Origin of the sequence: Streptomyces sp. NPDC049813 (assembly GCF_044465085.1) — a bacterium.
Lineage (GTDB): Bacteria > Actinomycetota > Actinomycetes > Streptomycetales > Streptomycetaceae > Streptomyces.
The window spans coordinates 628686-655139 of record NZ_JBITLI010000002.1; the positions used below are offsets into that span (position 1 = coordinate 628686).

The 26454-nt window shown below is 73.3% G+C and carries 24 protein-coding genes, 1 tRNA gene and 1 pseudogene; 14 read left to right on the plus strand and 12 right to left on the minus strand.

Annotation, left to right across the window (positions count from 1 at the left end; all coding sequences use genetic code 11):
• Nucleotides 1-121 precede the first annotated feature (121 nt).
• From ACIBW6_RS06935 to ACIBW6_RS06945, 3 genes are all read left to right on the plus strand, one after another.
• Nucleotides 122-1072 (plus strand): ROK family protein, encoded by a 951-nt coding sequence (locus tag ACIBW6_RS06935; protein ID WP_399057416.1) that lies wholly within the window; start codon nt 122-124, stop codon nt 1070-1072.
• Nucleotides 1072-2217 (plus strand): N-acetylglucosamine-6-phosphate deacetylase, encoded by a 1146-nt coding sequence (gene nagA / locus ACIBW6_RS06940; RefSeq protein WP_399057418.1) that lies wholly within the window; start codon nt 1072-1074, stop codon nt 2215-2217. The genes ACIBW6_RS06935 and nagA overlap by 1 nt, the downstream gene beginning before the upstream one ends.
• A gap of 116 nt (nt 2218-2333) precedes the next feature.
• Complete coding sequence (locus ACIBW6_RS06945; RefSeq protein WP_399057420.1) at nt 2334-3263, plus strand: 1-phosphofructokinase family hexose kinase; 930 nt, start codon at nt 2334-2336, stop codon at nt 3261-3263.
• Nucleotides 3264-3279: 16 nt separating this feature from the next.
• Here the strand turns inward: ACIBW6_RS06945 and ACIBW6_RS06950 are convergent, their stop codons facing one another.
• Both ACIBW6_RS06950 and cdgB read right to left on the minus strand, forming a co-directional pair.
• Nucleotides 3280-4266 (minus strand): carbohydrate-binding protein, encoded by a 987-nt coding sequence (locus tag ACIBW6_RS06950; protein WP_399057422.1) that lies wholly within the window; start codon nt 4264-4266, stop codon nt 3280-3282.
• 112 nt (nt 4267-4378) lie between these two features.
• Complete coding sequence (cdgB, locus tag ACIBW6_RS06955; protein ID WP_399057424.1) at nt 4379-6106, minus strand: diguanylate cyclase CdgB; 1728 nt, start codon at nt 6104-6106, stop codon at nt 4379-4381.
• A 396-nt stretch (nt 6107-6502) separates the two neighbouring features.
• Here cdgB and ACIBW6_RS06960 point away from each other — a divergent pair, with 396 nt between their 5' ends.
• On the plus strand, nt 6503-7120 hold the full coding sequence (locus tag ACIBW6_RS06960; protein ID WP_399057426.1) for a flavin reductase family protein: 618 nt from the start codon (nt 6503-6505) through the stop codon (nt 7118-7120).
• A gap of 764 nt (nt 7121-7884) precedes the next feature.
• On the opposite strand, the gene arfB is transcribed toward ACIBW6_RS06960, so the two are convergent.
• On the minus strand, nt 7885-8310 hold the full coding sequence (gene arfB, locus ACIBW6_RS06965; RefSeq protein WP_399057428.1) for an alternative ribosome rescue aminoacyl-tRNA hydrolase ArfB: 426 nt from the start codon (nt 8308-8310) through the stop codon (nt 7885-7887).
• A gap of 168 nt (nt 8311-8478) precedes the next feature.
• On the opposite strand from arfB, the gene ACIBW6_RS06970 reads away from it, so the two are divergent.
• Nucleotides 8479-9054 (plus strand): TerD family protein, encoded by a 576-nt coding sequence (locus ACIBW6_RS06970; RefSeq protein ID WP_399057430.1) that lies wholly within the window; start codon nt 8479-8481, stop codon nt 9052-9054.
• Nucleotides 9055-9354: 300 nt separating this feature from the next.
• Here the strand turns inward: ACIBW6_RS06970 and ACIBW6_RS06975 are convergent, their stop codons facing one another.
• The 5 genes from ACIBW6_RS06975 to ACIBW6_RS06995 form a co-directional block, all read right to left on the minus strand.
• The gene (locus ACIBW6_RS06975; RefSeq protein WP_399057432.1) at nt 9355-9969 is read right to left on the minus strand and encodes a LysE family transporter; all 615 of its coding nucleotides are present in this window, start codon (nt 9967-9969) and stop codon (nt 9355-9357) included.
• Between the two features lie 144 nt (nt 9970-10113).
• Entirely contained in the window at nt 10114-11517 is a 1404-nt protein-coding gene (locus ACIBW6_RS06980) for a M1 family metallopeptidase (protein WP_399057434.1), read from the minus strand.
• Nucleotides 11518-11971: 454 nt separating this feature from the next.
• Nucleotides 11972-13165 carry a hypothetical protein gene (locus ACIBW6_RS06985; protein ID WP_399057436.1) on the minus strand — a complete coding sequence of 398 codons (1194 nt, stop codon included), beginning with the start codon at nt 13163-13165 and terminating at the stop codon, nt 11972-11974.
• Complete coding sequence (locus ACIBW6_RS06990) at nt 13162-13761, minus strand: ankyrin repeat domain-containing protein (protein ID WP_399057438.1); 600 nt, start codon at nt 13759-13761, stop codon at nt 13162-13164. Before ACIBW6_RS06990 ends, ACIBW6_RS06985 begins: the two co-directional genes overlap by 4 nt.
• 258 nt (nt 13762-14019) lie before the next feature.
• Nucleotides 14020-14586 (minus strand): heme-binding protein, encoded by a 567-nt coding sequence (locus tag ACIBW6_RS06995; protein WP_399057440.1) that lies wholly within the window; start codon nt 14584-14586, stop codon nt 14020-14022.
• Between the two features lie 374 nt (nt 14587-14960).
• Here ACIBW6_RS06995 and ACIBW6_RS07000 point away from each other — a divergent pair, with 374 nt between their 5' ends.
• The 3 genes from ACIBW6_RS07000 to ACIBW6_RS07010 all read left to right on the plus strand — a co-directional run bounded on the left by ACIBW6_RS07000 (nt 14961) and on the right by ACIBW6_RS07010 (nt 17444).
• Nucleotides 14961-16151 (plus strand): sensor histidine kinase, encoded by a 1191-nt coding sequence (locus tag ACIBW6_RS07000; protein ID WP_399057729.1) that lies wholly within the window; start codon nt 14961-14963, stop codon nt 16149-16151.
• 83 nt (nt 16152-16234) lie between these two features.
• The gene (locus tag ACIBW6_RS07005; RefSeq protein WP_399057442.1) at nt 16235-16891 is read left to right on the plus strand and encodes a response regulator; all 657 of its coding nucleotides are present in this window, start codon (nt 16235-16237) and stop codon (nt 16889-16891) included.
• Between the two features lie 43 nt (nt 16892-16934).
• Nucleotides 16935-17444, plus strand: coding sequence for a hypothetical protein (locus ACIBW6_RS07010; RefSeq protein ID WP_399057444.1), 510 nt, complete (start codon nt 16935-16937; stop codon nt 17442-17444).
• Nucleotides 17445-17514: 70 nt separating this feature from the next.
• Here ACIBW6_RS07010 and ACIBW6_RS07015 read toward each other — a convergent pair whose 3' ends face one another.
• The 3 genes from ACIBW6_RS07015 to ACIBW6_RS07025 form a co-directional block, all read right to left on the minus strand.
• On the minus strand, nt 17515-18195 hold the full coding sequence (locus tag ACIBW6_RS07015) for a pentapeptide repeat-containing protein (protein WP_399057446.1): 681 nt from the start codon (nt 18193-18195) through the stop codon (nt 17515-17517).
• A gap of 64 nt (nt 18196-18259) precedes the next feature.
• On the minus strand, nt 18260-18733 hold the full coding sequence (locus tag ACIBW6_RS07020) for a GNAT family N-acetyltransferase (RefSeq protein WP_399057448.1): 474 nt from the start codon (nt 18731-18733) through the stop codon (nt 18260-18262).
• Nucleotides 18730-19647 (minus strand): aminoglycoside phosphotransferase family protein, encoded by a 918-nt coding sequence (locus tag ACIBW6_RS07025; protein WP_399057450.1) that lies wholly within the window; start codon nt 19645-19647, stop codon nt 18730-18732. The genes ACIBW6_RS07020 and ACIBW6_RS07025 overlap by 4 nt, the downstream gene beginning before the upstream one ends.
• Before the next feature lie 33 nt (nt 19648-19680).
• On the opposite strand from ACIBW6_RS07025, the gene ACIBW6_RS07030 reads away from it, so the two are divergent.
• Both ACIBW6_RS07030 and ACIBW6_RS07035 read left to right on the plus strand, forming a co-directional pair.
• Complete coding sequence (locus ACIBW6_RS07030) at nt 19681-20325, plus strand: rhomboid-like protein (protein ID WP_399057731.1); 645 nt, start codon at nt 19681-19683, stop codon at nt 20323-20325.
• Nucleotides 20326-20336: 11 nt separating this feature from the next.
• A pseudogene (locus tag ACIBW6_RS07035) lies at nt 20337-21475 on the plus strand (NAD(P)/FAD-dependent oxidoreductase).
• Nucleotides 21476-21534: 59 nt separating this feature from the next.
• Here ACIBW6_RS07035 and ACIBW6_RS07040 read toward each other — a convergent pair.
• A tRNA-Thr gene (locus tag ACIBW6_RS07040) sits at nt 21535-21608 on the minus strand.
• Nucleotides 21609-21790: 182 nt separating this feature from the next.
• Here ACIBW6_RS07040 and ACIBW6_RS07045 point away from each other — a divergent pair.
• The 4 genes from ACIBW6_RS07045 (at nt 21791) to ACIBW6_RS07060 (ending at nt 26205) form a co-directional block, all read left to right on the plus strand.
• Nucleotides 21791-23194: an RNA-guided endonuclease InsQ/TnpB family protein gene (locus ACIBW6_RS07045; protein ID WP_399057452.1), complete on the plus strand. Its 1404-nt coding sequence runs from the start codon at nt 21791-21793 to the stop codon at nt 23192-23194.
• Nucleotides 23195-23587: 393 nt separating this feature from the next.
• Entirely contained in the window at nt 23588-24724 is a 1137-nt protein-coding gene (locus ACIBW6_RS07050) for an ABC transporter ATP-binding protein (protein ID WP_399057454.1), read from the plus strand.
• A 222-nt stretch (nt 24725-24946) separates the two neighbouring features.
• Nucleotides 24947-25405, plus strand: a complete 459-nt coding sequence (locus ACIBW6_RS07055) for a hypothetical protein (protein WP_399057456.1) — start codon at nt 24947-24949, stop codon at nt 25403-25405.
• Between the two features lie 44 nt (nt 25406-25449).
• Nucleotides 25450-26205 (plus strand): NDP-sugar synthase, encoded by a 756-nt coding sequence (locus ACIBW6_RS07060; RefSeq protein WP_399057458.1) that lies wholly within the window; start codon nt 25450-25452, stop codon nt 26203-26205.
• The last annotated feature ends 249 nt before the right edge of the window (nt 26206-26454 follow it).

The window sequence follows — 26454 nt, forward strand, 5'->3', positions numbered from 1 at the left end:
CCCAGGCCCGAACCCTAAGGTCTACACCACCCGGATCTCGGTCCGGCAACAGGGCGGTCCCGGTCAAGATCCCGGTGAATGGACTAGACCTCTCAAGGGTGTTCGCGCGACACTGTGCCCCGTGGAACATGTCATCGCCCTGGACGTGGGCGGCACCGGGATGAAGGCCGCCCTGGTCGCGGCGGACGGCACGCTGCTGCACCAGGCGCGCCGGGCGACGTTGCGCGAGCGCGGCCCCGACGCGGTCGTCGAGACGATACTCGGCTTCGCCGCCGAGCTGCGCGCCCACGGCGAGGCGCACTTCGGCGGGCCCGCGGTCGCCGCCGGGGTCGCCGTGCCGGGCGTCGTCGACGAGGCGGCCGGCGTCGCCGTCTTCGCCGCCAACCTCGGCTGGCGGGACGTGCCGATGCGGGCCCTGCTGAGCGAGCGGCTCGGCTCCATCCCCGTCGCGCTCGGCCACGACGTGCGCACCGGCGGCCTCGGCGAGGGGCGGCTCGGCGCGGGCAAGGACGCCGACCGGTTCCTGTTCATGCCGCTGGGCACCGGCATCGCGGGCGCCATCGGCATCGACGGGCGCATCGAGCCGGGCGCCCACGGCTCGGCCGGCGAGATCGGCCACGTCGTCGTGCGCCCCGGCGGGGTCTCCTGCGGCTGCGGCCAGCGCGGCTGCCTGGAGCGGTACGCGTCCGCCTCCGCCGTCACCCTGGCCTGGCAGGCCGCGAGCGGCGACGAGAAGGCCACCGCGGCGGACTGCGCGCGCGCCGTCGACGCCGGGGACCCGCGCGCGGCCCGCGTCTGGCAGGACGCGGTGGACGCGCTCGCCGACGGGCTCGTCCTCGCGCTCACCCTGCTGGACCCCCGCACCATGATCATCGGTGGCGGTCTCGCCGAAGCCGGGGAAACCTTGTTCACACCGCTGCGGGCGGCGGTCGCGGAGCGCGTGTCGTTCCAGACCCTCCCCACGATCGTCCCGGCCGTCCTCGGCGACACCGCCGGCTGCCTGGGCGCGGGTCTGCTCGCCTGGGACCTGCTCGACCACACATCCACCGACAGCGCGGAGGTAACCGCCTGATGGCCACAGCAAAGGTGCTCGCGGGCGCCCGGGTGGTACTGCCCACCGGGACCGTCACCGACGGACGCGTCATCGTCGACGGCACGAGGATCGCGGGCCACGCCCCCGCGGACACGCCCGCCCTCGACCTCTCCGGCCACTGGGTGGTGCCCGGCTTCGTCGACATGCACAACCACGGCGGCGGCGGCGCCTCCTTCACCTCCGGGACCGTCGAGGAGATCCTCCAGGGCGTCCACACCCACCGGCTGCACGGCACCACGACGGTCGTCACCTCGTTCGTGACCGGCGAGAGCGACTTCCTCGTGCAGCGCGCGGGCCTGCTCTCCGAGCTGGCCGAGCAGGGCGAGATCGCGGGCATCCACTTCGAGGGCCCCTTCATCTCGCCGTGCCGCAAGGGCGCCCACGACGAGACGCTGCTGCGCGACCCCGACCCGGCCGAGGTGCGCAAGCTGGTCGACGCCGCGCGCGGCAAGGCCAAGATGGTCACCCTCGCCACCGAACTGCCCGGCGGCCTGGACTCCGTACGCCTCCTCGCCGAACTGGGCGTGATCGCCGCGATCGGCCACACCGACGCGACGTACGAGCAGACGGTCGAGGCCATCGACGCGGGCGCCACCGTCGCCACGCACCTGTTCAACGCGATGCCGCCGCTCGGCCACCGCGCGCCCGGCCCGATCGCGGCGCTCCTGGAGGACGAGCGGATCACCGTCGAGCTGATCGACGACGGCACGCACCTGCACCCCGCCGCCCTCCAACTGGCCTTCCACCACAAGGGCGGTGAGCGCGTCGCGTTCATCACCGACGCGATGGACGCGGCCGGCTTCGGCGACGGCCGCTACATGCTCGGCCCGATGGAGGTCGAGGTGAAGGACAGCGTGGCGCGGCTGGTCGAGGGCGGCTCCATCGCGGGCTCGACGCTCACCCTGGACCGGGCGTTCAAGCGCGCCGCCACCGTCGACCGGCTCCCCGTCGAGGACATCGTCCGGGCGATCTCGGCCAATCCGGCCCGGCTCCTCGGCATCGACGACACGGTGGGCTCCCTGGAGCCCGGCAAGGACGCCGATCTCGTGGTCCTGGACGCGCAGTTCGAACTGACCGGTGTCATGCGCAAGGGCGAGTGGATCGTCGAGCCGCACCTGGCGTGAACAGCACGGCGGTCGGCCCCACGGCTGGGCCAACCGCCGTGACTTTGGCATGATCGGCCCCCGTAGCCGAAAAGCGTCACCGCACGTACGCGTCATTTATCGGGGGGCGAGGTCCTGTGATCCTCACGGTCACCATGAACACCGCGCTCGACATCACCTACCGGGTCGAGGCACTGCGTCCGCACGCCTCGCACCGCGTCAGCGCCGTCACCGAGCGCCCGGGCGGCAAGGGCCTGAACGTGGCCCGGGTGCTCGCCGCCCTCGGCCACGAGGTGACGGTCACCGGCTTCGCGGGCGGCGCCACGGGCCGCATGCTCCAGGACGGGCTGCGGGGCGCCGAGCGGCTGCACGACGCGCTGGTCCCCGTCTCCGGTGCGACCCGCCGCACCGTCGCGGTGGTCGACGCCTCCACCGGCGACACCACCCAGCTGAACGAACCGGGCCCGCTGGTCTCCCCCGCCGAGTGGGCCGCCTTCCAGGAGGCCTACGAGCGGCTGCTCGGCTCCGCGTCCGCGGTGGCCCTGTGCGGCAGCCTGCCGCCGGGCGTCCCGGTCGGCGCCTACGCGACCCTGATCCGGGCGGCGCGCACCGCCGAGGTCCCGGTCCTGCTCGACACCAGCGGCGAACCGCTGCGCCGCGGCATCGCGGCCCGCCCCGACATCGTGAAGCCGAACGCGGACGAGCTGGCCGAACTCACCGGCTCCCACGAGCCGTCGGTGGCGATGAAGGACGCCCGCCGTCGCGGCGCGCACGCCGTCGTCGCCTCGCTCGGCGCGCAGGGCCTGCGGGCCCTCACCCCGGACGGCACCTGGCAGGCCCCGCCCCCCGCCCGCCTCGACGGCAACCCGACGGGCGCCGGCGACTCCGCCGTCGCGGGCCTGCTCTGCGGTTACGTGGAGAAGCTGACGTGGCCCGAGCGGCTGGCCCGGGCGGTCGCCCTGTCGGCGGCGACGGTGGTGGCCCCGGTGGCGGGCGAGTTCGACCGGGCGACGTACGAGCGGCTCGTCGGCGAGGTGCGGGTGACGGACCAGGCCGACGCGGCCTGATCCGTCCCGGTCGTCCCTACTGGTCCTTGGCCAGCCACATCTGGTCGAGGTTGGCGTCGCAGGTGTTGCCCTGCTCGCAGGAGACCGTGATCGCGTTCGTCCCCTTGGTGAGCTGGACGAGGGCCCAGGTGTTCGTCCAGCCGTTCGCCCAGTCGCCTTCCTTGGCGTGGGCGAAGTTCTCCATGTTCAGCGGCCGGGTCTGCTTCGTGCCGTTCACGTTGATCGTGGCGTCGGAGTCCTTGCCGGGCACCCCGTAGTTCACGTACAGCCGGTACGCGCCGTCCTTCGGGATGTCGTTGACCGTCCAGGTGACGCTGGCGCCGACCTGGCTGAAGCCCGCCACGTACACCCCGCCGGTCGCCTTCGCGCCCTTGACGTCGGAGGCCGTGGTGGTGCCGCCGTCCAGCTTCAGCGCCTTGGCGTCGGTCTTCGGCAGGTCGACCGGCTCGGCCGAGGCGGACTTGGACGGCGTCGCGCTGGGCTCCACCGTCTGCGAGCCGGCCGTCGGCTTGCCGCCGGCCTCGCCCTTGTCGTCGCCCGAGTCGGCGCTCATCATGGCGACGCCGATGCCGATCACGACGGCCGCCACCACGGCGACCGCGCCGATCAGCAGCGCCTTCGTGTTCGGCCCGCGGCCCCGGCCGCCACCGCCGCGCGCGGGCTGCGGCGGGCCCGGCTGCGTCGGGGCGCCGCCACCGGGCAGCGTCTCGGGCGCCTGGTAGTGGGCGTTCGGCTGGTTGTACGCGGCCGTCTGCTGCTGCTGCGGGACCTGCTGCTGCCCGTACGGGGCCTGCTGGCCGTAAGTGGGCTGCTGCTGGCCGCCGTACTGGCGTTCACCGACCGTGCGGACGTGGTGGTACGAGGAGCGGGGATTCGGGTAGCCGTAGCCGCCACCCCCGCCGCTTGGCGGGGTCGCCCCGGCCGCCTGTCCGTCGGCGTACAGATAGCCGAACGGATCGTCGTCCTCGGGCGTGGTGCTCGCGCCGTTGTTGCCGGGCGCCATCCCTGATCACTCCCTACGCGTTTGCTTACCGGGGCGAGCGTACCCGCTGCGCGCGCCCCGACGACGTGGCCTTGACCTCACCGACACCCGGGAACACGGCGCTCCCCTCCGGTCAGCCGGCCCGCCGGTGCTGCTTGGCACGTGATCTTTTCTCCACGTACATCCGCTGGTCAGCGGAGCGCAGCACGTCCTCCGCGGTCATCCCGCAGTGGGCCCAGCCGATGCCGAAACTGGCCCCCACGCGCACCGCCCGGCCATCGACACGGATCGGCGGAATGATGGCGTTCCGCAACCGGACGGCGAGGTCCTCGGCGTCCGCGCGGCCCAGACCGTCGGCCAGGACCACGAACTCGTCCCCGCCGAGCCGGGCCACCGTGTCCCCGTCGCGCACCCCGCTGGTCAGCCGGCGCGCCACCTCGATGAGCACCGCGTCGCCCGCGTTGTGCCCGAACCGGTCGTTGATCGACTTGAAGCCGTCGAGGTCGCAGAAGAGGACGGCCAGCCCCTTGGTGCCGTCGTCGGCCCCCACCGGCTCGCCCTCGGGGCCCTCCGGGGCGATGACGTGCACATGGTGGTCGAACCCGTCGTACCCCTCGAACCCGTCGTAGAGGCCGGAGCGGGCGGGCGCCGGCAGCGGCGCGTCGTAGTCGAAGCCGTGCCCGCCGGCCGCGGCGGCGAGCTGTCCGCCCTGACCGCCGTGGTCCCCGTAGGCCGCGTCGAGCGAGTCGACCGCGCTCGGCCTGCTGGTCTCCTGCGGCCGGCGGCACAGCCGGGCGGAGAGCCGGGCCCGCAGCTCCGCGGAGTTCGGCAGGCCGGTGAGGGAGTCGTGCGAGGCGCGGTGGGCGAGCTGCAGCTCGCGGCGCTTGCGCTCCTCGATGTCCTCGACGTGCGTGAGCAGGAAGCGGGGCCCGTCGGCGGCGTCGGCGACCACCGAGTTGCGCAGACTGACCCAGACGTACGTGTTGTCGCGCCGCGCCAGCCGCAGCTCCGCCCGGCCGCCCTCGGCCGAGGTGCGCAGCAGGGTGCCTATGTCCTCCGGGTGCACGAGGTCGGAGAAGGAGTAGCGGCGCATCGCGGAGGCCTGGCGGCCCAGCAGGCGGCACAGCGCGTCATTGGTCCGCAGGATGCGTCCGTGCTGGTCACCGCCCATCTCGGCGACGGCCATCCCGGAGGGCGCGTACTCGAAGGCCTGGCGGAAGCTCTCCTCGCTGGCGCGCAGGGCCTGCTGCTCGCGTTCGAGCCGGACCAGGGCGCGCTGCATGTTGGCCCGCAGGCGCGCGTTGCTGATCGCGATGGCGGCCTGGAAGGCGTACATCTGGAGCGCCTCGCGGCCCCAGGCGCCGGGCCTGCGGCCGTTGCGCGGGCGGTCGACGGAGATCACGCCGAGCAGTTCGCCGCCGGCGCCGCCCGTCGCGTACATCGGGGCGAAGAGGCGGTCGGAGGGGTGCCACTCGTCGTCGAACCGGGGCGGGGGGCCGTCGGTGAACCACTGCGGCACGTCGTCCTCGTCGAGGACCCAGCCCTCGGTGTACGGGATGAAGCGCAGCTCGCCCCAGGCCTCGCCCATGGCCAGGCGGCGGTCCCAGGAGTCGCGGGAGCCGACGCGGCCGGTGATGAGGGCCTCCGCGGCGCTGTTCCCGGCGAAGGCGGCGACGACCAGGTCGCCGTCGGGGCGCACGAGGTTGACGCAGGCCAGCTCGTAACCGAGCCCGTTGACCACGCCGTCGGCGACCGTCTGCAGGGTGTCGGCCAGGCTGCGGGCGGTGTTCATGTCCGCCATCACCTGGTGCAGCTGATGCAGGGTCGCAAGACGGACGTAGGGCTCCGACTCGGTCTCCATGCTCAGTTCTCCCCGAGACCTCGACAGCACTCCAGAATTCTGATCGGCTCTCTACGCGCACGTGCAGGAGCACGTTCATCTCGCAGTATCAACGCCACTGAATCACAGCGAGCTGCCCACCCGGTACACAGGGTCAACAAAATCTGGCTCCTGTGACTCAAGTCACAGGTGGCGTGGGTGGGTTGGGGGACGAGGGTGGGGCAACGGTAACTGTTTGCGCAGTGAGAACTCGGCGTCCGCCGGGTGGCCTGGTCCGTGGACCCCGGGCCCCTTGCCCGGCGGGTCCCGCTGGCCCGGCTCGGTCCGGCTCGGTCCGGCTCGGTCCGTCGGTCCTAGGACCGGACTCGGTCATCGGTCCGATGTGGGGCGGGCGCGGGTAAGGCTAGCGTCTCAGCTGTGCTGAACACCTCCCCCGCCAAGCCCGCCGCCCCTTCCCCCTCTCCTCCCTCTTCCTCCGCTTCCCCCATACCGGCCGCCGGTGACGGCTCCGGGCATGCTGAGGGGGTGAGCACCGACGAGTTCCGCGCCGCCCTGTCCCGCCTCGCCGCGGGTGTCGTCCTGCTGACCGCGTACGAGGCCCCGCTCGACCCCGACGGGCCCGCCGGGGAGGACGCGGGCATGACGGCGACGGCCTTCATGTCCGTCTCGCTCGACCCCCCGCTCGTCCTGGTCTCGATCCGCAACGGCTCCCGGATGGACGACCTCCTCGACGACCAGCCCCTGTGGGGCGTCTCGCTTCTTTCGGAGTCGCAGAAGCACATCGCGGGCCGCTTCGCGATGAAGGGCCGCCTCAGCGACCGGCTCCTCTTCGAGGACATCCCGTACGTCCGGGGGGCCCATACCGGGGCGCCTCTGGTGGGTGGGGCGCTCGCCACGCTGGAGTGCCGTACGGAGCAGCTGGTGCCGGCGGGGGACCACACGCTGGTGATCGGGCGGGTCCTGAGTGCGGCGCTCCCCAGCGCGGAGGGCGGCCCCCTCACCTATTTCCGCGGCCGCTACCGCCAACTCGGCTGACCTGTCCCGGGGGGCGGCGAGGAACGATCTGCCCCCAGGGGGCCCGGCGGGGTCAGTTCGCGCAGTTCCCCGCGCCCCTTAACAGGCAGTTTCCTCGACTGCGGGCCGGTGGGGCCTGCTCGCGCAGTTCCCCGCGCCCCTCAAAGGGCGGTTCTTCGGCTGACGCGCCGTCGTGGTTGCTCGCGCAGTTCCCCGCGCCCCTCAAAGGGCGGTTCTTCGGCTGACGCGCCGTCGTGGTTGCTCGCGCAGTTCCCCGCGCCCCTCAAAGGCAGTTCGTCGGCTGCCGGCCGGTGGGGCTTCTCGCGCAGTTCCCCGCGCCCCTGAGGGGGTTGTGGCTTTGCCGCTGGGTCCCCCGGGGGGCTGGTGGGCCCCTGAGATGGCGCACGCAGTGCGCCTTTCAGGGGCGCGGGGAACGGCGCGACCAGCCACGACGGCGCCGCAGACAAACCGGAGCGCACGAAGTGCGCATCTTGGGGGCGCGGGGAACGGCGCGACCAGCCCCCACCGGCCCGCAGCCGAAAAACAGGGGCGCACGCAGTGCGCACCTCAGGGGCGCGGGGAACTGCGCGACCAGCCCCCACCGGGCCCGCAGACGAAAACCGGAGCGCACGAAGTGCGCATCTCAGGGGCGCGGGGAACTGCGCGACCAGCCCCCACCGGGCCCGCAGACGAAAAACCGCCTTTCAGGGGCGCGGGGAACTGCGCCTGGAGCCGCGCCGGGTCATGGTCGGGCAGGGACTGATAGGCGGCACCCCCGTGACCGCCTACCAGTCCCGCCCGGCCCGCCCCCGCTTCGTCTCGGACCGAGCCTTCTTCTCCCGCAACCGCCGCTCATTGACCCCCCGAGACTTCCGCGTGGGCCGCCGAACCTTCGGCGGCGGCGCGGACGCCTCCGCCAGCAGCGCGGCAAGCCGCACCGCCGCCGTCTCACGGTTACGCCACTGCGAACGGTGCTCCGAGGCCCGCACGGAGACGACCCCGTCGACGAGCCGGGACGCCAGCCGCTCCAGGGCCCGCGCCTTCCACACCTCGGGCAGCGCCGCCGTGGCCGCCAGGTCGAACCGCAGCTCCACCTGCGTGTCACTGGTGTTCACGTGCTGCCCGCCCGGCCCGGACGACCGCGAGAAACGCCACTGGAGCTCGGCCTCCGGAAGGACGACCGAACCGCGGATGGGATAGGGACCGGACATGCCTCCATGGTCGCGTGCCCGCGCCGCCACGTCACCCGGTTTTCCCACGGGTAAAGAAAGTAAAGAGAGCTGGAACCTCCGGTACCCGCTCCGCGTTCATACGGGTACGAGTAGCTTCGGCTACGCATGTACGCCGGGTACGAACGTAACGAGGGAAGGACTCCAGCAATGGCTGTAAGCCTGTCCAAGGGTGGCAACGTCTCGCTCACCAAGGAGGCTCCGGGCCTGACGGCCGTCACCGTGGGCCTCGGCTGGGACGTCCGCACCACCACCGGCACCGACTTCGACCTCGACGCCTCCGCGATCGCGGTGAACACGCAGGGCAAGGTCTACTCGGACGGCCACTTCGTCTTCTTCAACAACAAGGCGACGCCGGACCAGTCCATCGTCCACACCGGGGACAACCGGTCGGGCGAGGGCGCCGGCGACGACGAGGCGATCAACGTGAACCTGTCGGCTCTCCCGGCCGACGTCGACAAGATCGTCTTCCCGGTCTCGATCTACGACGCGGAGACCCGCTCGCAGAACTTCGGCCAGGTCCGCAACGCGTACATCCGCATCGTGAACCAGACCGGCGGCACCGAGATCGCCCGCTACGACCTCTCCGAGGACGCCGCCACCGAGACGGCGATGGTCTTCGGCGAGCTGTACCGGAACGGGGCGGAGTGGAAGTTCCGCGCCGTCGGCCAGGGCTACGCCTCGGGCCTCACCGGCATCGCGCAGGACTTCGGCGTCAACGTCTGAGCCCGGCGCCGACCGCAGTCACCCGGATCGACCGGACCTGACAGGACGGGCCCCGCACGCGCCGAACAGGGCGTGCCGGGGCCCGTCCCTGTCACCGTGGCCGGTCCCACCGCCCTGCGCACCGCCCGGCAGCGAACCGCCCGGCACCGCACCGCCCGGCACCGGACCGCCCGGCACCGAACCGCCCGGCACCGAACCGCCCGGCACCGAACCGCCCGGCACCGGACAGGTGTGCCCGGTGCCACACCGCCCGCCCCGCACCGGGTCGCCGGGGCACCCACAAGGGACCCGCCCCGCCCGCTACGCCCCCACCACCAACCGCACCCCCAGCCCCCCGACCAGCACGCTCGACACCAGCCCCGTCGCGAGCCGCCCCCGCGGGCCGGTCAGGACGCGGCCCAGGAGTGCGCCGCCGCCCGCGAGGAGCAGTTGCCAGCTGGCGGACGCGGCGAAGGCCGCCAGGGTGAAGGCCGCCCGCGCGGCGACACCGTCCGCCGCGCTGCCGCCGCCGAGGACGAGCGCGGCGAAGTACAGGACGGTCATCGGATTGAGCAGCGTCAGTCCCAGCAGCCCCACGTAGGCACGGGACGGCGCGAGCCGCGGCCCCGGCGGGACGTCGACGTGCCGCCCGCGCACCGCCCGGACGGCACCGTGCACGGCGAGGACCAGCAGCACCGCCGCCGCGCCCCAGCTCAGCGGCGTCCGCACGGCCCGGATCAGCGGGGCGAGCGCCGCGCCGCCCGCGACGGCGGTCAGCGCGTAGAGCCCGTCCGCCGTGGCGACGCCGAGCCCGCCGGAGGCACCGGTCCGCCAGCCCGACCGGGCCGACAGGGAGACCAGGTAGGCCCCGACGGCGCCGACCGGGACGGCGATGCCGTACCCCGCGAGCACCCCCGCGACCACCGCCCCGCTCATGCGACGGGCGGGATCGGCCTCCGCCCCGGGAGGGTCCGCTGCTGTCGCCGGGCCGCACGGGCCGGGGCGGACAGCGGGCGCGAGGTGTACGCGGACGAGGTCATGCCGGCATCCTGCGACCCCGCCCGCGCCCGGCGCAACGCATTAACTCCCGCACGCCCGGGCCGGCTTGCCCGACCCGCGCAGCCACACGTCCCAGACGTGCGCGAGCGCCCGCGCCTTGCCCGGGTTCTCCCGTTCGACGTACGCCGTGAAGTCGCCGGTGTCCGCGACGCCGTACTTGTGCGCCGCGGGCCAGCCGCGCAGCAGCGCGCGGAACGCGCGGTCGCCGACCGTCCGGCGCACCTGGTGCAGCACCATCGCGCCCCGCTGGTAGACGGGCGGGTCCGACAGCTGCGCGGCGGAGGGCGGGACGGCGGGCGGGAAGGCCCAGACGCCGTCGCCCCCCGGACGGGCGCAGAGCCCCTCGAAGGTCGCGGCGGCCGTGGCACCGCCGTGCTCCTCGGCCCACAGCCATTCCGCGTACGTGGCGAACCCCTCGTTGAGCCACATGTCCCGCCAGGAGGCCGGGGTGACCGAGTCGCCGTACCACTGGTGCGCCACCTCGTGGACGAGGGTGGGCAGATCGGGTGCGCCGGGGAAGACGGGCCGGTTCTGCGTCTCCAGGGCGTACTCCGCGGCCCCGTCCCGGGCGACGATCGCCCCGGCGGACGTGAACGGGTAGGGGCCGAACGTCTCCGTCCCCCAGTCGAGCACCTCGGGCAGGCGGCCGAGGACCTTGGCGCTCGCCTTCGCCTCCGCCGGGTCGACCGCCGTGTGCAGGGGCAGGCCGGAGGCGGTCCGGGTGTCCTTCCGCTGGAACCTCCCGACGGCGACGGTCGCCAGATAGCTCGCCATGGGCTGTGCGACGCGCCAGGTGTAGGTGGTGCGGCGCCCGTCGGCGGACGGCTCCGCGCCGGCCGGGTCCCCGTTGGAGACGGCCTGGACGCCCCGCGGGACCGTGACCCTGATGGCGTACGTCGCCTTGTCGGAGGGGTGGTGGTTGCCGGGGAACCACGCCATGGAGCCGGTGGGTTCGCCGAGGCCGAGCGCGCCGTCGGGGGTGCGCAGCCAGCCCTCCCGTGAACCGTCCGGGTCGGTGATCGTGACGGGCTCGCCGGAGTAGCGGACGGTGGTGCGGAACGTGCTGCCCTCGGCGAGTTCGCCGTGCGGCCGCACCCGCAGCTCCTGCCCGGCGCGGCTGCCCGCGGCGCGCTCCCCGTCGACGGTGATCCCCTGGACCGTCATCCCCTTGAGGTCGAGGTCGAAGGCGCTGAGGTCCTGCGTCGCCCTCGCGGTGAGGGTGGCCGTGCCGGAGAGGTGATGGGTGGCCGGGTCGTAGGCGAGGTCGAGGGCGTAGTGCCGGACGTCGTACCCGCCGTTGCCCAGCCGCCCGAAGTACGGATCCCGCACCCCGGCGGCCCCCGGAGTGCCGTGCACCCCACCGGAACATCCGGCCACGGCGAGGAGCGGGAGCAGGACGGCGAGGAGGGGGCGGGGGGTACGCACCGCTCGATCCTAGGGGCCGAGCGCGGGGCGCCCCGGGGCCACGCGGCCGGCCGTCCCCGGGAACGGCCGACCCGTGGGCCCGTAACCGGCCGGCCGGTCGTGCCCGGGGCCGCGGCCGGCCGGCGCTGGTGTCGATCGGCCGGCGGTCGGCCCCGGGGGCCCGTCAGCCAGTGGGCCGCGAGGCCATTCCGGGTCGCCCCCACGGCTGGTGGACCGGTCACGCCCGGGATCGGCCGACCGGTACCCCCGCGGATGGCCGGCCGGAGCCGCCGGGGACAGCCGGGCGGACGCCCCCCCGAGGCGGTCAGCCGGTCGGAGCCCCCGCGATCGGCCGGCCGGAGTTCCCGGGGACAGCTGGCCGAAGCCCCGGGGACGGTCGGCCTTACGCCCCGCACCCGGTCGGCCGGACGCCCCGCGCCCGGCCGGTCGTGCCCGGAGGCGGTCAGCCGAGCGGTCAGCCGGTCGGCCGCCGCTTCAGCACGGCGATGCCCAACGGCCGTTCGCCCGCCGTGAGCCGGTGTGTCGTACCGCTGTCGAGGTCGACGACGGTGAGCCCGTTCCAGTAGCCGTCGCGGGTGAAGCCCCCGGTGACGTAGGCCGTGCGGCCGTCGGCGGAGACGGTGACGTCCTCGTGCGGACCGTCGAGCGGGATCACCCGTTCCGACCCGCCGGGCGCACGGACGGTCAGCGAGGGGCCCTCGTCCCGGTCCGGGTCGATGGGGCCCGTGCCGACGACGAACAAGGTGCCGTCGGCGGCGACCGCGACACCGTGCTGGTGCGTGTCTGCCGTCATCCGGCGGACCGTCGAGCGCCCGGTGTCCGGGTCGACGACCACCAGCTTCTCGCCCTCGAAGGGGAACAGGAGCTTCCCGTCGGCGGGGCGGACGGCCGCGTAGTGCGGCTTCAGCCAGGAGCCGAGGCCGCCCTCGGTCCCGTACGGCGCCACCTCGATACGGCGGGTGGCACCGAGGCGGGCGGGGTCGACGACGGTGACGTCGAACGAGTCGTGCCCGGTGGCGTACACCTGCCGGCCGTCCCGGGAGACGTCCACGTCGAAGGGGCGGCGGCCGACGTCCGCGGTGCCGGTGACCTTGAGGGTGCGGGTGTCGACGGCCTCCAACGTCCCCTTCGCACCGGGGACGTTGACGCCTACGTAGACGTGTGCGCCGTCGGGGGCGAGGGCGATGCCCATGCCGCCGCCGCGGTACTCGCCGTGCGCGGGCGCGCCGAGATTCGGCGTCTCGTAACGGATCAGCGCGGTCCGCGTGCGGCTGCCGGTGTCGACGACCGCGATGCCCTCGGCCGTCGCGACCCAGGCCCGGCCGTCGTCGCCGACGGCGAGACCGTACGGCGCGGTGCCGACCTCCACCGAGTCGAACGGGCCCGTGCCGGGGTCGACGAAGGTGACCGTGTCGGAGCCGGAGTCGGTGACGAGGAGCGTTCCGTCGGGCGTCGTCCCGCGGGGAGCGCCTCCGCCGGTCGCGGTCCGGCCCGGGGCCGTCTCCCGGGGCCCGGCCCCGGCCGAGGCCTGCGCGCCCGGACTGTCGGCTGCCCGCGACGGGACGTCCTCGCTCTGCGCGGCGCACCCGGAGAGCACCAGCCCCAGGGCGATGCCCGCGCCCGACACGAGGCGTCGCGGGCGCCTCACCGTACGGCCCGCAGCAGACCGGCGATCTCGGTGAACCCGCGCCGCTCGGCGTGCTCCAGGGCGGTGACGCCGTCGCCGTCCGGCAGGCCGGGCGTGGCGCCCGCCGTGATCAGCAGCTCCACGATCTCCTGGTGCGGGCGGCCGCCGTCACCGAGGATGACGGCCTCCAACAGGGCGGTCCAGCCCAGCCGGTTGACGTGGTCGACGTCGATGTCGGTCTCGCGCAGCAGGGCGCGTACGTAATCGACGTGGCCGCGCTCGCAGGCCGGGATGAGAGCGATGCCGCCGAACCGGTTGGTCACCTTCAGATCAGGCCGGGCGGGCAACAGGGCCCGCATCATGGCGACGCTGCCGGTGACCCCCGTGACCAGCCAGGGGCTGTCGTCGCGCGCGTCCTGCGCGTCGGGATCGGCACCGGCCGCGACGAGGGCCCCGGCGGCGGCGACGTGGTCGTTCAGGGCCGCGAGCAGGAGGGGGGTGCGCTGCTGCGCGTCGCGGCACTCGGTACCCGCGCCGGCCGCGAGCGCACCCCGCACGGAGTCGGCGTCACCGACGGCAGCGGCGTCGAGGAGGGCACGGGCGGCGGGATCACGCATAAGGGACGGCTCCATTCGAATCTCCAACAATTTCGGCCCCGATCCAACCCCTCCGGCCTTGAGAAGCGGGCCAGAATTCAGCCCCTCCGGCGCTTGAGGAGCGGGGTCCGGGGCAGAGCCCCGCGTCGGCGCGCCGGACCCCGGCCGAACTCACCGCTGGGCACGCCGGACCCCGGCCGAACTCACCACCGGGCACGCCGGACCCGGCCGAACTCACCACCGGGCACGCCGGACCCCGGCCGAACTCACCACCGGGCCCTAACGGACAGCCGCAACCCCCGCCTGGGCGAACTTCTCATCCAGCTCCCCCGAGGGCGTACCCGCGACCCCGACCCCCGCGATGGGCGCCCCCTTGGACGCGACGGGCGCCCCGCCACCGAGGAACAGCGTGCCCGGGATGTCCTTCAGCGTCGGCGCCTTCTCCAGCCGCTTGGCCAGCTCAGAGGTGGGCGCGTTCCAGGAGACGGCGGTGAACGCCTTCTTCTCGGCCGCCTCGTAGGCCTGCGGCCCCGCACCGTCCCCGCGCATCGTCAGGATCGTGTTGCCGTCACGGTCGACGACGGCGACGGAGACCTTCTGGTTCTCCTTCTTCGCGGCGTCCAGCGCGGCCTCGGCGGCCTTGGTGGCGGACGCCAGCGTCAGGTGGGTGGTCGTCATGGTGCTGCCACCCTTGGCAGAGGCGGCGGCACCGGCACCGGCAGAAGAGGCGGCGGGCGCGGCCGGCGCCGACGCACTGGCGGCAACCGTCCCGAACGTACCCGCGGCGACGGCGGCGAGCACGGCGCCACTGGTGAGCACGGTGGAGCGGCGGGAGAGCTTCTTCATGGTGACTCCTCGGGAGAGCGGGTGGGGTGGTGACCGGACCAGGCCGATCCGCTACCGGCCGGCCCGAACCGGACCGGCGTTCCTTCCGCTCTCCAGCCTGGGCCCGCCACGACCTCCCACCCGTCGACGAACCGGCTGCTCACGCGCGGCCGAGCGGCCGACGCCGGCGTCATCCGATCGGTTGACCCCGCGGGCGCACGGCCCCCCGACAATGGAAGGGTGTGCCCGGCCCGGAGCCACCGCACGGGCCGGACCGGCCAGGTCGCCAGGGGCGTGGAGGAGGTGCAGGTGCCGTGCCCGACACGCAGCGGCGGACACCCGTCGACCGGATCGACGACAGCTACGAAGCGGACACCCGCCGACTGGCCACCGTGATGCACGCCGCGTTCTTCCTGCTGCTGGCCGTCGCCCTCGCCCGCTTCCTGCTGCGCCACCCCGGCGGCGAGCGCACCCCATGGATCATCGGCCTCAGCGCCGTACTGGCACTCGCGTACGGCACCGGACTCACCCGGGGCATCGGAGGCATCGAAGGCATCAGGAGCAGCGGGCGCGGCGGCGGCACCGCGGAACGGTCCACGGCGCGCCGGCGGATCTGGCTGACCACCGTGGTCGTGGTCTGGGTGGTGCTCGTCGCGCTCGCCCCCAGCTTCGCCTGGTGCGCGGTGCCGCTCTTCTACACGGGTCTGCGGACCCTGCCGACCCGCGCCGCGCTCGTCCTGGTGACGCTGCTGACCGGCCTGGTGATCGCCGCACAGCTGCGGCTCGCCGGGCGCTGGGACCCGGACCTGGTGCTCGGCCCGCCCGCGGTCGTGGTGATCGCCACCGCCGTCTTCCTCCAGATGCAGCGCCAGGGCGTACGCCAGCGCGCCCTCATCGACGACCTGATCCGCACCCGGCGCGAACTCGCCGCCGCCGAGCGCCGCGAAGGCACCCTCGCCGAGCGGCAGCGCCTCTCCATGGAGATCCACGACACCCTCGCGCAGGGCCTGTCCAGCCAGCAGATGCTGCTCCAGGCGGCCGGCCGGGTCTGGGAGTCCGACCCCGGCAGGGCCCGCGCCCACGTACGGACCGCGGAGTCCGTCGCCGAGCACAACCTCACCGAGGCCCGCCGCTTCGTGCACGACCTCGCCCCCGCCGACCTCGCCCACGGCCTGGAGGAGGGACTGCGGGCCGTCGCCGCGCGGGAGTCCGGCGAACGGCTCACGGTCCGCGTCCACGTCGACGCGGCAAGCGGCGCCCCGGCCGCGCCGCCGCTGCCCGACCGGATCCAGTCGGCCCTGCTGCGGATCGCGCAGGGCGCGCTGGCCAACGTACGGGAGCACTCCGGGGCGGCACGGGCCGCGCTGACGCTCACGCTCCTCGACGACCAGGTCGTCCTGGACGTCGCCGACGACGGCCACGGCTTCGACCCGGCGACGCTGCCGGACACCCCCGCCGGGGTACGCGGCCACGGCCTCCCCGCGATCCGGGCCCGCGTCCACCAGCTGGGCGGCACCCTCACCATCGAGTCCGACCCCACCGACGGCACGGTCCTCTCAGCGGCCATCCCCCTGACCCCCCGGTGACCGGCCGCAGGGACGCGAGCCGCTCAGGGGCGCGGGCAACCACCCGGCCGGCCCCACCCACACCCCACAGAAAGCCCCCGGAGATGCCCGAACCCACCACCCCGCCCGACCGCCCGGTACGCACCCTGCTCTGCGACGACCACGCGGTGGTCCGGGCCGGCCTCCTCGCCCTCCTGGGCAGCGCCCCCGGCATCGAGGTGGTGGGCGAGGCGGGCACCGGCGAGGAGGCCCTCGCCCTGGCGGCCCGCCTCACCCCGGACGTGGTCCTGATGGACCTCCAGCTGGGCCCGGGCATCGACGGCGTCGAGACGACCCGCCGCCTCACCTCCGCGCCCGGCGCCACCCACCCGCACGTCCTCGTCCTGACGACGTACGACACCGACGCCGACATCACCCGCGCCATCGAGGCGGGCGCCACCGGGTACCTGCTCAAAGCGGAACGCCCCGAGGAGCTGTTCGCCGCGATCCACGCCGCCGCCCAGGGCCGTACGACCCTCTCCGCCCCCGTCGCCAGCCGCGTCATGGCCAACATGCGCACGCCGCGCCCCACGCTCACCGACCGCGAGCGGGACATCCTGGCGCAGCTCGCCCGCGGCCTGGGCAACCGGGAGATCGCCAAGGCCCTGTTCATCAGCGAGGCCACGGTCAAGACCCACCTCGGCCGGATCTACGACAAGCTCGGCGTGGACACCCGGGCGGGCGCGGTCGCCCTCGCCAAGGAGCAGCGCCTGCTCCCCTGACGCCCCCGGGCACACCCCGCCCGCCCCGTGACACCATCCCTACGTGCTCGACATCGGCTACGCCCTCTCCCGCCGCTTCCCTGACTCCCCGCAGACGGACTACCGCCGCGCGGACGTCCACGCGCTCCGCCACGACCTGTTCTGCGGCGACGTCTACCTGGCCGACACCAAGGCCGACCGGGAACTGTCCACAGCCTGGGGATGGGTCCCCGTCCTGGACTTCGCCTGGGCCCTGTGCGACATCGTCGAGCGGCTCGACCGCGACCCGCGCGGCAGCCGCAGCGCCACCCCCCAGTACGCGGAGCTGGACTTCACCGAGTCCAGCGACCGCATGCTGTTCGAGCGCCGCTTCGGCTGGGTCGACGTCGAGGCGGACTGGATGGCGGGCGACGAGCCCGCGCTGACCTTCTCCCACACCGAACTGCGCCGCGAGGCCCGCGACTTCCTCCACGACCTGATCGCCGACCTCGCCGACATGCACGAGGACCTCGCGGAGAACCCGGTGATCTGGGACCTCCAGGCCCGCTTCCCCCGCGTCTCCGACAACCGCTGACCCTCCCGGGCCCCCGCCACCCGGAACCCGCACCCCCCCCCGCACCCCCCGCACCCCCCTCAACCCCCGCTCACCCCACCACCCGCACCCCCAACTGCGCCGCCAGCGCCGGAGCCAGGTCGAACAGCTGCGGCGGCGAGATCACCGCCCCGCCGAGCCGGTCCACGCCCCGCGCGATCCCCAGCTCGGCGGCGCCCCGCAGATCCACGTCGGCGAGCACCGCGCCCGTCACGTCCGCGCCCCTGAGCACGCACCCCGGGAACTCCACCCGCTCCAGGCGCGCGCCCCCGAAGTCCGGCTCCACCAGCACACAGCCGTCGAAGACGACATCCTTCAGCCGCGCCGTGCGCAGATTCAGGTAGTCGATCTTCCCGCCGCGGAACACCACCCGCTCCAGGACGGCACCGTGCAACTGCACCCCGCCGAGCCGCGCGTCCACCACCTCCACGTCCCGCAGCGTCGCCTCCGCCAGGTCCGTACCGACCCCGCGGACCCCGCTCAGCACCGAGTCCAGCACCCGCGCCCGGCGCAACTGCGTACCGTCGAGGCCACAGCCCCGGACCGCGCAGTCCATGAACCGCGCCCCGTGCCCCTCCTGCCCCGCGAGATCCGCCCCACCGAACTCCACCCCGTCGTAGTCCCCGTCCGGCTCCAGCCGGCCCCCCTCCTCCCAGGGCACCAGCGGAGGCAGCCGCACCTCCGGCCGCCGCGCCTGCTTCACCCGTACCGCCGCACCGTTCCTGTCCGCCATCCCCCCATGCTGCCCGCCGCCACTGACACACCCCGCACCGGCACTCCCCGCCCCCCGCCCCCGCTCACGCCCCGAGCCGCCCCAGCGCCTCCCCCGCAAGCCGGTACACGCTCCACTCGTCCTGCGGCCGGGCCCCGAGAGAGCGATAGAACTGGATCGACGGCTCGTTCCAGTTCAGCACGGCCCACTCCAGCCGGTCGTACCCGCGCTCCACGCAGATCCGCGCCAGCTCGGTCAGCAGCGCCTTCCCGTGACCACCGCCCCGCGCGTGCGGACGTACATACAGGTCCTCCAGGTAGATCCCGTGCACCCCGCGCCACGTCGAGAAGTTCAGGAACCACAGCGCGAGCCCCACCGGCTCCCCGCTGCCCGGATCCTCCGCGAGGTGCGCGAACGCCGCGGGCCGCTCCCCGAACAACGCCTCGCGCAACTGCTCCTCGGTGGCCCGGACCTCCTCCAGGCAGTGCTCGTACTCGGCGAGTTCACGCACCATGGCGTGGATGACGGGCACATCGGCCGGTGTCGCAGTACGGATCATGCGCGCAGGGTAACCACCCGCCCCGCGCCGCTCCACCCCAGCAGCCGCCGCGCGATCTCCATCCCGTCGTCCGCCAGGGGCCGGCCGTCCGCCACGTCCCACAGCGCGTTCTGCAGCACCCGCCCCAGCGTCCACGCCCGGGCCCGCTCCCGGTCCAGGCCGAGCACCCCGGTCATCGCCTCGAACCGCCACACCACGTCCTGCGCGTCGAACCGGTTGTCGAGCGCGGGCCACAGCTCGAACCCCGGGTCCCCGGCCAGCGGCTTCGGATCGATGGCGAGCCACGGCTCACGCGCCCCGGCCAGCACGTTCTCGAAGTGCAGATCCCAGTGCAACAGCCGGTCCCCGGCCTCCCCCGCCACCTCCCGCACCGCCGCAGCGCACGACGCCACGATCCCCCGCCGCCACGGATCGCCGATCCTCACCAGCGCCCCGGGCACGTCCGCCAGCATCCGCGCCGCGATACCGGACAGCGTCCGCATCCCCTCCGGCGCCGCCCCCGCCGTCAGCCGCGCCAGCAACTCCGCGATCACCAGCACACCCTCCCGCGGATCCGCCACCGAACTCAGCATCCGCCGCTCGTCGAGCCGCTCCAGCAGCATCGTGCCCGTCTCCGCGTCATGGTCGAGCAGCCGCACCGCGCCCCGCCCGTCCCACGCCCGCAACGCCACCGGCTCCCCCGCCGTCTCCTCGTCGCGGACCTGGAACTTCACCGCCGCGCGCACCCCGCCCGCCCGCCGCACCACCGGCAGCACCAGCGCCGCCACACCGTGCATCGGCGGGCCCTCGACCCGCAGCCCCCACCGCTCCACGAACTCCTCGACCCGTGCCGGCAACGCCGCCACGAACGCCCGGCCCGCCTCCCCCGCATACGCGTCCAGCGACTCGGCAAGCCCCCGCGGAATGTCGATCACCCCACCGACCCTACCCACGTGCCTGAATCGACCATGCGCCCTTTCCTCCGCCGCCTGCGCACGTCCGCCGGGTCGTACCTGCGCCGCGCCCCCGGCACGTACACCTGGCTGCTCGCGCTCTTCATCACCACCGTCGCCCTGCACCGCATGGACCCGCACTTCGAGCAGGAGTTCCTCCGGCAGCGCTCCACCAACCTGCACGAGCTGTCCACCCACCCCGTACGCGTCCTCGTCTCCTCCGCCCTGTGGACCGACGGCCCCTGGTGGCCCTACGCCCTCCTCTACACCGTCCTGCACGCCCACGCCGAACACTGGCTCGGCACCCTCCGCTGGCTCGTCGTCGTCGCCGCCGCCCACGTACTGGCCACCCTCATCAGCGAAGGCGCCCTGCTGTGGGCGATCAGCACCGGCCACGCCCCGGCCAGCGCCGTCAACACCCTCGACATCGGCGTCAGTTACGCCCTCGCCGGCACCATCGGCATCCTCACCTACCGGCTGCCGCCCCCCTGGCGCTACGTGTACCTCGCCGTCGTCCTCACCCTCTTCGGCAGCCCGCTCGCCACCAGCCGCACCTTCACCGACCTCGGCCACTTCACCGCCCTGCTGATCGGCCTCGCCTGCTACCCGCTGTGCCCCGGCCGCCGCGCACCCCTGCCGCGAACGCGGCCCGCACAGTAACCTCCACCGCCATGAGCAGCGCGAACAGCACCGGCAGCGGCGCACACGCCACCGTCAACGGCGGCATATCGTTCTGGTACGCGGACGACGGCCTCCCCGACGCCCGCGAACCCCTCCCCGGCGACGCCAGCGCCGACGTCGTCATCGTCGGCGGCGGCTACACCGGCCTGTGGACCGCGTACTACCTCAAAAAAGCCGCACCCTTCCTGCGGATCACCGTCCTGGAACAGAAGTTCTGCGGCTACGGCGCCTCCGGCCGCAACGGCGGCTGGCTCTACAACGGCATCGCCGGCCGCGACCGCTACGCCGCGCTGCACGGCCACGACGCCGCCGTCCGCCTCCAGCACGCGATGAGGCCCTCGGCGTCACGATCCACGAATCCACCCCGGTCACCGCCATCGAGCCCAAGCACGCCCGCACCCCCTACGGCACCGTCCGCGCCCCCTATATCCTGCGCTGCACCGAGGGCTTCACCGCCTCGCTCAAGGGCCGCCGCCGCACCTGGCTCCCCATGAACTCCTCGATGATCGCGACCGTGCCGCTCACCCCGGCCCAGTGGGACTCCCTCGGCTGGGAAGGCCGCGAGACCCTCGGCGACATGGCCCACGCCTACATGTACGCCCAGCGCACCGCCGACGACCGCATCGCCCTCGGCGGCCGCGGCATCCCCTACCGCTACGGCTCGCGCACCGACAACGACGGCCGCACCCAGCCCGCGACCATCGACGCCCTCACCACCCTGCTGACCCGCCTCTTCCCCCAGCTCACCGGCGTCCCCGTCGCCCACGCCTGGTCCGGCGTCCTCGGCGTCCCGCGCGACTGGTGCGCCACGGTCACCCTCGACCGCTCCACCGGCCTCGGCTGGGCCGGCGGCTACGTCGGCTCGGGCGTCGCCACCTCCAACCTCGCCGCCCGCACCCTGCGCGACCTCGTCCAGCAGGACTCCGGCCAGAGCGGCCCCACCGACCTCACCACGCTCCCCTGGGTCAACCACAAGGTCCGCAACTGGGAGCCCGAACCCTTCCGCTGGCTCGGCGTCCACGGCCTCTACGCCACCTACGCGGCAGCCGACCACCGCGAACGCACCACCCCCTCGACGACCTCCTCCCGCCTGGCCCGCATCGCGGACCGCATCACGGGCCGCCACTGACCCGGCCCCCGGACAGCGAAAAGCCCAGGCCACACGGAGTGTGACCTGGGCTTTTACAGAGCCGCCTGTCGGAATCGAACCGACGACCTACGCATTACAAGTGCGCCGCTCTCCCGGACTGAGCTAAGGCGGCACCGCGCGCCACACTGCCGCGCACGGAATCTCCCCCACCTTACACAGTCCCCCTTACCGCAGGCCAAGAACTTCTCGCGCGCCCGATCGATCGAAATTGGTGCGTGACCACCCGTGCACCCGTTCGTTGAACGGACAGACATGCTGTTCCGAATATCGGACTGCACGATTGGGCGGGGGCTCATGGACACTCCGGCGGAGAAGCCGCGCTCGCTGACCGGCGCCGAGGCCAAGCGCGTCAAGCGCGAGGCGCTTGGTATCGCCGACAGCAGCAGGCCGCGTAGTCGCTCCGCCGGTCCCGTGAAGCGCCGCGTGAAGGACGAGGGGACCCGGGAGCGGGTGTATCGCTACCGCTTCTATCCGACAGAGGCCCAGGCCGAGCAGTTGGCGAAGACGTTCGGCGCGTGTCGCTGGGTCTACAACGAGGGTCTGGCGCTGCGGGAGAAGGCGTGGCGTGAGCATCGTGTGTCGGTGGGGTTCGCGGAGACCTGCCGGGCGCTGACCGGGTGGCGGCGCGCGGAGGGGACGTCGTGGCTGAAGGAGGTGTCGTCGACGGTGTTGCAGCAGCCGCTGCGGCACTTGCAGGCGGCGTTCCAGGGGTTCTTCGGTGGTTCGTCGAAGTATCCGAGGCGAAAGAAGAAGGGGCGGTCGCTGGATACGGCGGTGTACGTGCGGACCGGTTTCACGTGGCGGGAGGATCCGGGGCGGCCGGGGACGGGTGCGGTGAAGCTGGCGTTGCAGAGTGAACCGCTGGAGGTGCGGTGGTCGCGGCCGTTGCCGTCGGGGTTGTTGCCGGTCCGGTTGACGGTGGAGCGGGATCGGGCGGGTCGGTTCTTCGTGGCGTTTCTGGTGGAGGAGGTGGTCGACTCGTTGCCTGCGGTGTTCGTCGCGGGGTCCCGGGAGCCGCGGGCGGTGGGGATCGATCTCGGTCTGGCGTCGCTGGTGACGCTCGACGACGGTACGAAGGTGGATCATCCGCGGTTGTTGCGGAAGTACGCGGCTGAACTGAGCGGTCTGCAGCGGGAGTTGCATCGTAAGAAGCCGGGTTCGCGGAACCGGGCGAAGGCACGGCAGAAGATCGCGCGGTTGTACGTCCTGATGGGGGATGTGCGCCGGGACATGTTGGATCAGCTCACCACCCGCCTCGTGCGCGAGAACCAAGTGCTCGTGGTGGAGGAGCTGTCCGTCATGACCCTGATGGCCGCGGCGAAGGGGAAGGGGCGGCGGCGCAAGGCACGGCTCAACGATTCGATCAAGGATGCGTCGTGGGGTGAGTTGCTGCGGCAGCTCCGTTACAAGTGCGCGTGGTACGGGCGGACGCTTGTGGTCGTGGACCGGTTCTTTCCGTCGACGCGGCGTTGTTCGCACTGCCACGAGAAGGGTCCGAAGCTGGACGTGTCGGTGCGGGAGTGGGTGTGCGCCGGCTGTGGTGCGGTGCATGACCGTGATGTGAACGCGGCGGTGAACCTGCGGGACGAGGGGATGCGGCTGTACTGGCTGGTGGCGTCGGCGTTGCCGCCGGGGCGGGCGGTGCCTTCGGTGATCAGGGCGTCGGAGTTGCCGGGTGAGGTGGTGGTGGCCGCGTAGGACGGCGGCTGGTGCGTGTGTGTGCGGTACGGACCGATGGGCTGTCGGCCGGAATGCCTGTGGAGCTTGCGTGAGACCGTGCGGTGCGGCGGAGGAGTCCGTTGCCCGTTGGCGGCGGGCTGTGAAGCAGGAAGCCATGAGGCGGGGTCAAAAGTGCGTGGCTCTGCCTGCTCGAAAATTCCGGCGAATCTCACAGGCTCCGACCTACTGACAGATCCCCCGCCTGCCAGGTACGGTCCGATCAGTTCACCCGCGTGGACTACACCAGTGCTTCATCTGTAGTCCGCAGTGGTTCCTTCCGTGCTTCACGCCGCCGTGGCACCTGCCGTGGCGGCCCCACCTTTACAACGGATCGTCCGGCACGTTCCTGCCGGTGAAGGGGGCTTCACAGCCATGGCTTCTGTCACGTTCGACAAGGCGACCCGCGTCTACCCGGGTTCCACCAAGCCCGCCGTCGACGGCCTGGAGATCGAGATCGAGGACGGCGAGTTCCTCGTCCTCGTCGGCCCGTCCGGTTGCGGCAAGTCGACCTCCCTGCGGATGCTCGCGGGCCTGGAGGACGTCAACGGCGGCGCGATCCGCATCGGCGACCGCGACGTCACGCACCTGCCGCCCAAGGACCGGGACATCGCCATGGTGTTCCAGAACTACGCGCTGTACCCGCACATGACGGTCGCCGACAACATGGGCTTCGCGCTCAAGATCGCCGGCGTGAACAAGGCGGAGATCCGGCAGAAGGTCGAGGAGGCCGCGAAGATCCTCGACCTCACCGAGTACCTGGACCGTAAGCCGAAGGCGCTCTCCGGCGGTCAGCGCCAGCGCGTCGCGATGGGCCGCGCGATCGTGCGTGAGCCGCAGGTCTTCCTCATGGACGAGCCGCTGTCGAACCTCGATGCCAAGCTCCGCGTGTCGACCCGTACGCAGATCGCCTCGCTCCAGCGGCGCCTCGGCATCACCACCGTCTACGTCACCCACGACCAGGTCGAGGCCATGACCATGGGCGACCGGGTGGCCGTGCTGAAGGACGGCCTGCTCCAGCAGGTCGACTCGCCGCGCAACATGTACGACCGCCCGGCCAACCTCTTCGTCGCCGGCTTCATCGGCTCCCCCGCCATGAACCTGGTCGAGGTCCCGATCACCGACGGCGGCGTGAAGTTCGGCAACTCGGTCGTGCCGGTCAGCCGCGAGGCCCTCAAGGCCGCCTCCGACCGCGGCGACACCACGGTGACGGTCGGCGTCCGCCCGGAGCACTTCGACATCGTCGAGCACGGTGGCGAGGCCGCGAAGACCCTCACGAAGGACGCCACCGACGCCCCGGCGGGCCTCGCGGTCTCCGTGAACGTGGTGGAGGAGCTCGGCGCCGACGGCTACGTCTACGGCGCCGCGCAGGTCGGTGGCGAGCACAAGGACCTGGTCGTGCGGGTCAACGGCCGCCAGGTGCCCGAGAAGGGCGCGCAGCTCCACGTCGTGCCGCGGCCGGGCGAGACCCACGTCTTCTCCACGTCGACCGGCGAGCGCCTCTCCGACTGACGCCTCGACCGGCGCTTCGGCTGACATACTTGCAGCGGTCCCGAGGACCCCGCGCTCCGGCGCGGGGTCCTTCGCGTACCGCCGACGGTGTCGACAAATACCCCGGCAAGTAGGACATATAGGCCAGTGGCGTCAACGGGTAAGCAAAGAAACCCAGTTGCCCATCCCTCGGTCGAGTGACTAAATGTCGCCAAATCATCACTGACCGCTACGCTCACTCGCGTGACGCACTCCGCTGACTACACCCAGAAGCCGCGCCGAGCCCGGGGCCAGGGCCCCGCCCGCCGCGCCGCCCGCACGCTCGCGTTCGTCCTGCCGGTGATGCTGGTGCTCTCCGGGACCCTCGCGGTCACCCGGGTCAACTGGTCCGGGAGCGACTCGGACTCCATCCTCACGGCCTCCGCCCAGGACGTCTCCGCGCGCGCCAAGTCCCGCGCCCCGCAGGACCTCCTGCGCGACCGCCTCCTCCAGGAGCTCCAGGAGGAGAATCCCGGTGTCGCCCTGACCCATCTCCAGCAGGAGATCGACCGTCGTCCCTCGCTGGCCAAGCACTGCATGACGATCGCCAAGGCCCTCGGCCGCGCCGCGGTGCAGGCCTACGGCCCGGCGCGCGCGCAGTCGTACGCGCGGCCGGTCTGCGACACGTCCTTCGCCTCGGGGGTGGCCGGCTTCCGCGCCTGAGCCTCGACGCCCCCGGCGGGCCGTGCGCACGTACAGTTCCGGTCATGACGACCGATGAACCGTCCGCGCACGGCCCGCACCCGTATGCGCACCGCCCCACGCAGGCCGTCGTCCTGGCGGGCGGCCAGGGCTCCCGGCTGCGCCCGTACACCGACGACCGGCCGAAGCCGATGGTGGAGATCCCGGGGACCGGGACGCCGATCATCGGCCACCAGCTGAACTGGCTCGCCGAGGAGGGCGTCACGGACGCCGTCGTCTCCTGCGGGCACCTCGCCGAGGTCCTCCAGGAGTGGCTGGACCGGGCCGAGCTGCCGCTGCGGGTCACGACGGTGGTGGAGAAGGAGCCGCTGGGGCGCGGCGGCGGCCTGAAGTTCGCGGCCGGGCACCTGCCGCACCCGGACCGCCCCTGGTACGCGACGAACGGCGACATCTGGACCCGGTTCTCGCTGCGTGAGATGGCCGACTTCCACCATGAGCGGGAGGCGACGGCGACGCTGGCGCTGGCCCGGCCGCGTATCCCGTGGGGGGCGGTCGAGACGGACGCGTTCGGCCACATCACGGACTTCGTGGAGGCCCCGCCGTCGCCGTTCCTGATCAACGCGGGGGTGTACGTCTTCTCCGCCGAGTTCGCGTCATTGCTGCCGGGTGTCGGCGATCACGAGCGCACCACGTTCCCGCGGCTGGCCCGCGCCGAGCGGCTGGCCGGTTTCCCGATCCCGCAGGGCGCGTACTGGCGGGCGATCGACACGGCGAAGGATCTGCGTGAGGCGGCCAAGGAGCTGGCGGCGCAGGGGCGTTGAGGGCACTCGTGCCCCGGTGGAGGTGAGCGTCCCCGGCCTGGGGTGAAGGTCTCGGCCGCCCGCCGCGGGCGAAGGTCCTCGACCCCGGCGCGGGGCGAAGGTTCCCGGCCCACGGCGAAGGGCCCCGCACGTCATCCGTGCGGGGCCCTTCGCCGTGGCGGTGGAGCCGGGGTGGCCGTGGCCGCCGGGGTGGCCATGGCCGCCGGAGTGGCCGTGACCGCCGGGGCGGCGGTCAGCCGAGGTGGCCGT

Bases quoted from the DNA above. Each gene is read 5' to 3' on its own strand.
- nagA (WP_399057418.1), top strand. From the start codon at position 1,072: ATGGCCACAGCAAAGGTGCTCGCGGGCGCCCGGGTGGTACTGCCCACC.
- ACIBW6_RS06950 (WP_399057422.1), bottom strand. From the start codon at position 4,266: ATGGCGCCCGGCAACAACGGCGCGAGCACCACGCCCGAGGACGACGAT.
- cdgB (WP_399057424.1), bottom strand. From the start codon at position 6,106: ATGGAGACCGAGTCGGAGCCCTACGTCCGTCTTGCGACCCTGCATCAG.
- arfB (WP_399057428.1), bottom strand. From the start codon at position 8,310: ATGTCCGGTCCCTATCCCATCCGCGGTTCGGTCGTCCTTCCGGAGGCC.
- ACIBW6_RS06970 (WP_399057430.1), top strand. From the start codon at position 8,479: ATGGCTGTAAGCCTGTCCAAGGGTGGCAACGTCTCGCTCACCAAGGAG.
- ACIBW6_RS06975 (WP_399057432.1), bottom strand. From the start codon at position 9,969: ATGAGCGGGGCGGTGGTCGCGGGGGTGCTCGCGGGGTACGGCATCGCC.
- ACIBW6_RS06990 (WP_399057438.1), bottom strand. From the start codon at position 13,761: ATGCGTGATCCCGCCGCCCGTGCCCTCCTCGACGCCGCTGCCGTCGGT.
- ACIBW6_RS06995 (WP_399057440.1), bottom strand. From the start codon at position 14,586: ATGAAGAAGCTCTCCCGCCGCTCCACCGTGCTCACCAGTGGCGCCGTG.
- ACIBW6_RS07000 (WP_399057729.1), top strand. From the start codon at position 14,961: ATGCACGCCGCGTTCTTCCTGCTGCTGGCCGTCGCCCTCGCCCGCTTC.
- ACIBW6_RS07005 (WP_399057442.1), top strand. From the start codon at position 16,235: ATGCCCGAACCCACCACCCCGCCCGACCGCCCGGTACGCACCCTGCTC.
- ACIBW6_RS07015 (WP_399057446.1), bottom strand. From the start codon at position 18,195: ATGGCGGACAGGAACGGTGCGGCGGTACGGGTGAAGCAGGCGCGGCGG.
- ACIBW6_RS07020 (WP_399057448.1), bottom strand. From the start codon at position 18,733: ATGATCCGTACTGCGACACCGGCCGATGTGCCCGTCATCCACGCCATG.
- ACIBW6_RS07030 (WP_399057731.1), top strand. From the start codon at position 19,681: ATGCGCCCTTTCCTCCGCCGCCTGCGCACGTCCGCCGGGTCGTACCTG.
- ACIBW6_RS07045 (WP_399057452.1), top strand. From the start codon at position 21,791: ATGGACACTCCGGCGGAGAAGCCGCGCTCGCTGACCGGCGCCGAGGCC.
- ACIBW6_RS07050 (WP_399057454.1), top strand. From the start codon at position 23,588: ATGGCTTCTGTCACGTTCGACAAGGCGACCCGCGTCTACCCGGGTTCC.
- ACIBW6_RS07060 (WP_399057458.1), top strand. From the start codon at position 25,450: ATGACGACCGATGAACCGTCCGCGCACGGCCCGCACCCGTATGCGCAC.